8 protein-coding genes and 1 other annotated feature are annotated in these 8,490 nt (G+C 41.7%); of the genes, 6 read left to right on the forward strand and 2 right to left on the reverse strand.

The features are described from left to right. Nucleotides 1-222: 222 nt before the first annotated feature. Nucleotides 223-1,182, reverse strand: a complete 960-nt coding sequence (locus LI162_RS14750) for a hypothetical protein (protein ID WP_020436815.1) — start codon at nucleotides 1,180-1,182, stop codon at nucleotides 223-225. A gap of 199 nt (nucleotides 1,183-1,381) precedes the next feature. Here LI162_RS14750 and LI162_RS14755 point away from each other — a divergent pair, with 199 nt between their 5' ends. The 6 genes from LI162_RS14755 to LI162_RS14780 all read left to right on the forward strand — a co-directional run bounded on the left by LI162_RS14755 (nucleotide 1,382) and on the right by LI162_RS14780 (nucleotide 7,958). Beyond that, nucleotides 1,382-1,552 carry a hypothetical protein gene (locus LI162_RS14755; RefSeq protein ID WP_020436816.1) on the forward strand — a complete coding sequence of 57 codons (171 nt, stop codon included), beginning with the start codon at nucleotides 1,382-1,384 and terminating at the stop codon, nucleotides 1,550-1,552. A 78-nt stretch (nucleotides 1,553-1,630) separates the two neighbouring features. Further along, a complete protein-coding gene (hisS, locus tag LI162_RS14760) occupies nucleotides 1,631-2,896 on the forward strand; it encodes a histidine--tRNA ligase (RefSeq protein WP_020436817.1) in 1,266 nt (421 codons plus the stop codon). Nucleotides 2,897-2,922: 26 nt separating this feature from the next. Continuing rightward, nucleotides 2,923-4,725, forward strand: coding sequence for an aspartate--tRNA ligase (gene aspS, locus LI162_RS14765; RefSeq protein ID WP_020436818.1), 1,803 nt, complete (start codon nucleotides 2,923-2,925; stop codon nucleotides 4,723-4,725). A 161-nt stretch (nucleotides 4,726-4,886) separates the two neighbouring features. Next, nucleotides 4,887-5,129 (forward strand) — a binding site (T-box leader). Between the two features lie 135 nt (nucleotides 5,130-5,264). Further along, nucleotides 5,265-6,284 (forward strand): ABC transporter substrate-binding protein, encoded by a 1,020-nt coding sequence (locus LI162_RS14770; protein ID WP_020436819.1) that lies wholly within the window; start codon nucleotides 5,265-5,267, stop codon nucleotides 6,282-6,284. A 26-nt stretch (nucleotides 6,285-6,310) separates the two neighbouring features. Next, the gene (locus tag LI162_RS14775) at nucleotides 6,311-7,198 is read left to right on the forward strand and encodes an ABC transporter permease (protein ID WP_020436820.1); all 888 of its coding nucleotides are present in this window, start codon (nucleotides 6,311-6,313) and stop codon (nucleotides 7,196-7,198) included. Continuing rightward, a complete protein-coding gene (locus LI162_RS14780) occupies nucleotides 7,185-7,958 on the forward strand; it encodes an ABC transporter ATP-binding protein (RefSeq protein WP_020436821.1) in 774 nt (257 codons plus the stop codon). Before LI162_RS14775 ends, LI162_RS14780 begins: the two co-directional genes overlap by 14 nt. A 70-nt stretch (nucleotides 7,959-8,028) precedes the next feature. Here the strand turns inward: LI162_RS14780 and LI162_RS14785 are convergent, their stop codons facing one another. Beyond that, nucleotides 8,029-8,307 (reverse strand): type II toxin-antitoxin system HicB family antitoxin, encoded by a 279-nt coding sequence (locus LI162_RS14785; RefSeq protein WP_020436822.1) that lies wholly within the window; start codon nucleotides 8,305-8,307, stop codon nucleotides 8,029-8,031. Between the last annotated feature and the right edge of the window lie 183 nt (nucleotides 8,308-8,490).

The following is an 8,490-nucleotide window of genomic DNA, read 5'->3' on the forward strand; positions in this document are numbered from 1 at the left end:
GATATGATTCAATGGTTGGAGAATTACATCAGTATACAAATGTGATAATAAATTGATTACTCGACACAAAAGAATGATAATAAGTAAGCGCAAAGTTGACCACATTGGTGTCAGGTACTATTAAGTTTCTAAAAAAAGTAACGAAAGGACGGTTTCACCGGGAGGTGGACCGTCCTTTCGTTGTATTCTAGTTGATGAACAGGAAAAATTTCAAGCCCCCTCCTAACCATCGATCTCAGCTTTCTTTTTCCGCTTCATCTCAGAAACCTTCGGTATTGACTGCTGTGTAATGTTTGGAAGTTTTAATCCCGTTATGCTCTTTAAGATCCATACAAAAGTCAGCATTACAAGAACTGGGATTGCGCAGGTTGTCACAATCATTACAGCCACGCCTTCTAAGATCTTGTTCAAGCCCTTCTCAATAGCATCGATTTTTTCTGAGGCAGCTGTGCCGACGGTATCGACAGCATCACTTACCTTGTCTTTTAAGTTGTTGATAAAGTCGGTGATAGAAGAAGGTGTATTATTGTTTTCAATATCATTTGTTTTGTTACTGTTGGCAGCAGAGGCAGAGTCATTATCTTTATCCAATAATTTTTCAGTATCTTCTAATGTAAAATCCATATCGTAGGATTTTGCATAAGTTTCGTTCACTTTATTCGTCATCCAGACGCTGGTAGGAACCAGTCCCCAGAGAAGGATTCCAAGAATGATACTTTTGATCCCGATTCTGTAAATGAATTCCTTCCATCCGGCTTTCATAAAATTACCGGTTGCCATCAGAATACATCCGATAGGAAATAAGATTTTAAAGGCAATGTATCCTGTGATGGTTAGTAAATATTTCTCAATAATGATCACAGCATAAACGATCACCATATAGCCTGCAACATCAGCAAGCTTATTCGCAATAGGAGTTGTTGCATCTCCTGGTATTGCAGCTGCTCCGGTTGCAAGTGCTGTTGCAGTACCTGTAAGCTCTAAAGCCTTTTTCTGCAATTCATTCAAAGTATTAATAATCCTACTGTATGTATCAGCAGAAGTTGCCCATTTTGAGATTGCAAAAAAAGAGATTAATGCAATTGCAATGCATATAAGACTATAAATTAAATGCTTTTGCATGGATTTTTTGTCATTTTTAATCGCGACATCTGTACAGTTTGTATTTCTGTCATTATTCATGTCTTTTGTTTCCTTTCATAAAATTTAGCTGTTTTTAAATACGCAATAAATTAACGTAGATTCAGATTTTTTAATCCAAATAAAGTATATCATCTCGAAAAAGGTAATTCAATTAGAACAAAAATAAACAGAATCAAAAGTAGTTGACATTTCGTATTACGAAAGTATAATAGTATAGGTGAGAGAAAGGAGAAGGCCTATGGCTAAGATGGGACGTCCGAAGTCAGACGTGATCAAAGATAAAATTGTGACAATCCGAATGTCTGCGGAGGAACATCAGAAACTTAGGGACTATTCTGAGAAGCATCAACAGACGATAACGGAAACCCTTAAAGAAGGAGTTGACTTATTATATAAGACTCGTGATTAAGGTATATTTTTAGTTGAAGAACATTACGAAATCAAGAGATTATAGTAATGAAAAGATAGAACGAAAAGGAGAAGTGCTATGGCATTAAAGAAAAAACCGGTAACAGGAATGAAAGATATTCTTCCTGCAGAGATGGAGATCAGAGATTATGTGATCGGTCTGATCAAAGAGACATATAGAAGCTTTGGATTCTCATCCATTGAGACTCCATGTGTAGAGCATATCGAGAACCTGTGCAGTAAGCAGGGGGGAGATAATGAGAAGCTGATCTTCAAGATCTTAAAGCGTGGAGAGAAGCTGAGACTTGCAGAGGCGAAGGAAGAAGCTGATCTTGTAGACGGAGGACTTCGTTATGACCTGACACTTCCGCTGTCCAGATATTATGCAAATCATTCTAATGAGCTTCCTGCACCGTTTAAAGCACTCCAGATGGGAAGTGTATGGCGTGCGGATCGTCCGCAGAGAGGTCGTTACCGCCAGTTTATGCAGTGTGATATTGACATTCTTGGCGAGCCATCCAACCTTGCTGAGATCGAGCTGATCCTTGCTACTACATCCCTGCTTGGAAAACTGGATTTCAATAACTTTACAATCCGTATCAATGACCGCCGTTTCCTGAAGGCAATGGCAGCTTACAGTGGATTTGAAGAGAAAGATTATGACAGCGTATTTATCACACTGGATAAGATGGACAAGATCGGTCTTGATGGTGTTGCAGCAGAGATGAAGGAAAATGGATATGCAGAGGAATCTGTTGAGAAATATCTTCAGCTGTTCAAGGAGATTACAGGAGATGTAGAAGGTGTTCGTGCATGCAAGGAAAAACTTCAGGGATTCCTTCCAGAAGATGCAGCAGATTCTCTTGAAATGATCATTACAAGTGTAGAGAGTGCGAAGGAAGCAGATTTCCGTATGCTGTTTGATCCGACACTGGTACGTGGAATGTCTTATTATACAGGAACTATTTTTGAGATTTCTATGGATGAGTTCGGCGGATCTGTAGGTGGCGGCGGACGCTACGACAAGATGATCGGTAAGTTTACAGGACAGGATACACCGGCAGTTGGATTCTCTATCGGATTTGAACGTATTGTCATGCTTCTGATGGAGCGTGGATACAAAGTTCCGACAAGCAAAGAGAAGAAGGCATTCTTGATCGAGAAGAACATGCCGAAGGAAGGCATGCTCAAAGTTCTTGATCTTGCGAAGAAGGAGCGTGCAGCAGGCCGTCAGGTAATGATCATGAACATGAAGAAGAACAAGAAGTTCCAGAAGGAGCAGCTTGCAGAACAGGGATACACAGATATTACAGAGTGCTACAGAGATTCTGTTGATAACATATAGGAAAAAAGGAAAGGAAGTAAATAACCATGGCTGAATCAATGCAGGGGCTTAAGAGAACACACCGTTGTGGTGAACTTTCAGTAGCCAATGTTGGGGAAACTGTAACTATCATGGGATGGGTACAGAAGAATAGAAATAAAGGAGGACTTGTATTTACAGACGTAAGAGACCGTTCTGGAATTATACAGGTTGTATGTGAAGAAGGAACTACAGATGCAGCAATCATTGAGAAAGCAGCATCTTTACGTGCAGAGTATGTAGTTGCTGTTGTCGGAAAAGTTGAGAGACGTTCCGGTGCAGTGAATGATAAGATCGCAACAGGTGAGATCGAGGTGATCCCAAGTGAACTTCGTGTACTTTCTGAGTCACAGACACCTCCGTTCCCGATTGAAGAAAACTCAAAGACAAAGGAAGACATCCGTCTGAAATATCGTTACCTTGACCTTAGAAGACCAGATCTGCAGAGAAATCTTCGTATGAAGAGTCAGGTTATGACACTGACACGTCAGTTCTTCTCAGATGAAGGATTCCTTGAAGTAGAGACTCCGATGCTTGGAAAGACAACTCCGGAAGGCGCGAGAGATTATCTTGTACCAAGCCGTATTCATCCGGGATCTTTCTACGGACTTCCACAGTCTCCGCAGCTTTATAAACAGCTTCTGATGTGTTCAGGCGTAGACCGTTACATCCAGATTGCAAGATGTTTCCGTGATGAGGATCTTCGTGCGGACAGACAGCCGGAATTTACACAGATCGATATGGAACTTTCTTTCGTTGACGTAGATGATGTTATCGAAGTAAATGAAAAGTATCTTAAGAAACTTTTTAAAGAAGTTCTTGATGTAGACGTACAGCTTCCAATCCAGAGAATGACATGGCAGGAAGCAATGAACCGTTATGGTTCTGACAAGCCGGATCTTCGTTTCGGAATGGAACTGAAAGATGTATCTGATGTAGTGAAAGACTGCGGATTTGCAGTATTTACAGGCGCACTTGAGAATGGCGGAAGCGTTCGTGGTATCAATGCCAAAGGACAGGGCAGCATGCCGAGAAAGAAGATCGACAAGCTGACAGCATTTGTTAAGGATTACGGTGCTAAGGGTCTGGCTTATGTTGCACTCCAGGAAGATGGAACAGTGAAGTCTTCATTTGCAAAATTCATGACAGACGAGCAGATGGATGCACTTGTAAAGGCAATGGATGGAGAGCCGGGAGATCTGCTTCTCTTTGCAGCTGACAAGAATAAAGTAGTATGGGATTCTCTTGGAGCACTCCGTGTTGAACTTGCAAAACAGCTTGAACTTCTCGATAAGAATGAGTATCGTTTTGTATGGATCACAGAGTTCCCGTTGCTTGAGTGGAGCGAGGAGCAGAATCGTTTCGTTGCGATGCACCACCCATTTACAATGCCGATGGAAGAAGATATCCAGTATATCGAGTCTGATCCGGGAAGAGTTCGTGCGAAAGCATACGATATCGTTCTGAACGGAAATGAGATTGGTGGCGGTAGTGTCAGAATCTTCCAGGATGATATCCAGGAAATGATGTTCAAGGCACTTGGCTTTACAAAAGAGCAGGCTTACAGCCAGTTCGGATTCCTTCTGGATGCATTTAAATACGGAGTTCCGCCGCACGCAGGACTTGCTTACGGTCTTGACCGTCTTGTTATGCTTATGGCAAAACAGGACAGCATCCGTGACGTGATCGCATTCCCGAAGATCAAAGATGCATCCTGTCTGATGACAGAGGCTCCGACACCGGCTTCTGAGAAGCAGCTGGAAGAGCTTAGCCTTGCTGTGAAGGCACAGGAAGAAACAGTTGAAGAATAAATAGTGATATTTCAGCAGGAAAACAGTAAACAGAGTTTTCCTGCTGTTTTTCTACACGTTCTCGCAGTGATTTTTCTGACAATATCAAAAGAAATTTAAAATATAATAAAATTTCTCTTGACAAATAGAAAGTGAACGACTACAATAAGACACATCAAAAGCAAAAACCGATGAGAAAGAGAAGTAGGTTTTAGAAGAGATCACAGAGAGCAGCAGATGGTGGGATTGCTGTATGGATTCTGATTCTGAATGGACTTTCGAGGGCGGCCTGAAATGAAAAGAGTAGGAACCGCCGGGAACCGAACCCGTTATCAATCAGGAGCGTATGTTAGTACGTGAGAAAGTGGACGAACGTCAATTTGAGTGGTACCGCGATAATAATGAATTTTATTACCGTCTCAAGCAATAAGCTTGAGGCGGTTTTTTGTATATCAGGAAAGTTGATTTATAAAAAGAAATCCACAGTTTATTGACAAGAATCCCAAATCGGCTCCTTTGCTTTTGCAGAAATATTAAAAAGAAAAAAGGAGACAACAATTATGAAAAAGAGAGTATTAGCAGTTATTTTAGGAGCAGTAATGACAATGAGCCTTGCAGCATGTGGATCATCCGATGCAGGGAAGACTTCTTCTGATGATGGAGAGAAGAGTTACACAATCGGTATTTCCCAGTTCGCAGAGCATGGTTCTCTTGATAATTGCCGTGAGGGATTTTTAGAAGGACTGAAAGAAGAAGGAATCGAGGAAGGTAAGAACCTGACAGTAGAAGTGAAGAATGCGGCAGCAGATCAGGGAACAGCAAAACAGATCAGTGATGGATTTGTTTCAGACAAAGTGGATCTTGTATGTGCAATCGCAACACCGAGTGCGCAGGCTGCTTATAATTCAGCAATGAATTCCGACATTCCGGTTGTATACACAGCAGTTACAGACCCGGTTGCAGCAAAGCTTGCGAAAGAGGATGGAACACCTGCAGGAAATGTAACAGGAACAAGTGATGAACTTCCGATCAAAGCACAGCTTGAGATGATCCGTGAGATGCTTCCGGATGCAAAGAATATCGGAATCCTTTACACAACAAGCGAAGCAAACTCTGTATCCGCTCTTGCAAAATATAAAGAGCTTGCCGGAGACTATGGATTCACGATCGTTGACAAAGGAATCGCACAGACAGCCGATATCTCTCTTGCAACAGATGAACTTCTGACAGAGGTTGACTGCCTGACAAACCTTACAGACAACACAGTAGTTGCTTCCCTTGCAACAATCCTTGATAAAGCAAACAAACAGAACATTCCGGTATTCGGAAGTGAGATCGAGCAGGTGAAAATCGGATGTCTGGCAGCCGAAGGACTTGACTATGTAGCACTTGGAAAACAGACAGGTAAGATGGCAGCAGAGATTCTGAAAGGTGAGAAGAAAGCACCTGAGATGAACTTTGAGACAATCACAGAACCAGGTTTCTATGTAAATGAAAAAGTTGCTGAAAACCTTGGGGTTACAGTTCCGCAGGATCTTGCAGATGAAGCGGTAGAGAGCTTTACAGAGATTACAAAATAGTATTGAAACAGAGAGGTTAACACATTATGGGGATTTATATTACGATTTTAGAACAGGGACTGATCTACGGAATCCTGGCGCTTGGGGTATACATCACTTATAAGATCCTGGATTTCCCGGATCTGACAGTAGATGGAAGCTTTCCGCTGGGAGCCGCACTGACAGCGACGATGATCACAAGAGGCGTTCATCCAATCCTGACACTGCCGACATCATTCCTGATCGGTGTGCTTGCCGGAGTCTGCACAGGTCTGATTCATGTAAAATTCAAGGTAAGAGATCTCTTATCCGGAATTATCATGATGACAGCACTGTGGACGATCAACTTAAGACTGGCAGGAACAGCAAATGTCCCAATCTTTGGAGATGACAGTATCTTTGATAATGCATCCGTAAACGGAATCTTTCATGATGGCCTTTCAAATTACAAAGTACTTGTGATCGTGCTTGTGATCGCAGTGATCAGTAAAGTATTATTAGACCTTTATATGAAGACAAAATCAGGTTTTCTGCTCCGCGCAGTAGGAGATAATGACGTATTGGTCACATCTCTTGCAAAAGATCAGGGCAATGTGAAAATCTTAGGACTTGCGATTGCAAACGGACTTGTTGCTCTTTCGGGAAGTATCTTCTGTCAGGAGCAGCGCGTATTTGAAATTTCAAGTGGAACCGGTGCAATCGTAATCGGTTTGGCAAGTGTTATTATCGGAACAAGCTTATTTAAAAATGTATCCTTTATGAAAGCAACAACAGCAGTGCTGATCGGATCTGTGATCTATAAAGCCTGTGTCGCAGCAGCGTTGAAGTTCTTTGAACCACAGGACATGAAACTGATCACAGCGGTATTATTCCTTGTGATCCTGGTGATCGGTGGAGAACGCAGAAAGAAGGTGAAGAAGAATGCTCGAGCTTAGAAATATTGAAAAATATTACAATCCGGGGACTATCAATGAGATGTGCCTGTTTGACAAATTCAATCTGACCGTAGACAAAGGAGAATTCGTCTCTGTAGTCGGAAGTAATGGTTCGGGTAAGACTTCTATGCTGAACATCCTCTGTGGAAGTATTCCGGTAGACGGTGGACAGATCCTGATGAACGGTGAAGATATTACAACAAAGAAAGAATTCAAGAGAAATCAGAAGATTGGACGTGTTTATCAGAATCCGGCAATGGGAACATGTCCGACAATGACGATTCTTGAAAATATGTCTCTTGCAGACAATAAAGGAAAATTCTTTGGCCTCAGTTCCGGAATCAATAAGGCGCGTAAAGAATATTATCGTGAGATTTTAAGCCAGCTTGGACTTGGACTTGAGAATAAAATGGATGTGAAAGTAGGATCTCTTTCCGGCGGACAGCGTCAGGCAATCGCCCTTCTGATGTCTACGATGACGCCGATTGATTTCCTGATCCTTGATGAGCATACAGCGGCTCTGGATCCGAAAACAGCAGAGCTGATTATGGAATTGACAGGAAAGATCGTAGAAGAGAAAAAGCTTACAACGATCATGGTTACACATAATCTTCGCTACGCGGTGGAATACGGAAATCGCCTGCTGATGATGCATCAGGGTGGAGTTGTGATGGATCTCAAAGGAAAAGAAAAAGAAGAACTTCAGGTAGAAGATATCTTGAGCAAGTTCAATGAGATCAGTATAGAGTGTGGAAATTAAATACTTAAAAATACAAAGAAAGGATTGATAGCTGTCACTTAGACAACTGTCAATCCTTTTTTAAAGCTTTTTATTCGTCCCATCCTTCGTAGAATCGGATATTTACGGAAATATTTCTTACAATCTCATCTTCAGCAAGTTCAATATCTTCCAGATCAGATACATGTGGGAAGATTGGATCCTCTTCTTCTAATTCAACAGTGATCCATGTTCTTGCAGCTTCATTTGCATTGTCGATCGCGTCGTCCAAAGTTTCTCCGTATGCCTCGCAGCATTCGAGATCCGGGAAATGTGCGTCATAGCCTCCATCTTCCTTCTTACGGAATACGGCTGGATATATAAATTTCATTTCATAATTCCTCCTGGTTTCTAAAACATAATCTGTTACTTAGTATAGTTGATAAAAAATAAAATGGCAAGAGGGGAACGTTTTAGATATGAAAAAAGCACTTAAATCTTTAAAGATCTAAGTGCTTCAGAGCGACAGACGGGGTTCGAACCCGCGACCCCAACCTTGGCAAGGTTGTACTCT

The organism is Mediterraneibacter sp. 210702-DFI.3.120 (genome assembly GCF_020561005.1).
Classification (GTDB): domain Bacteria; phylum Bacillota; class Clostridia; order Lachnospirales; family Lachnospiraceae; genus Mediterraneibacter; species Mediterraneibacter faecis.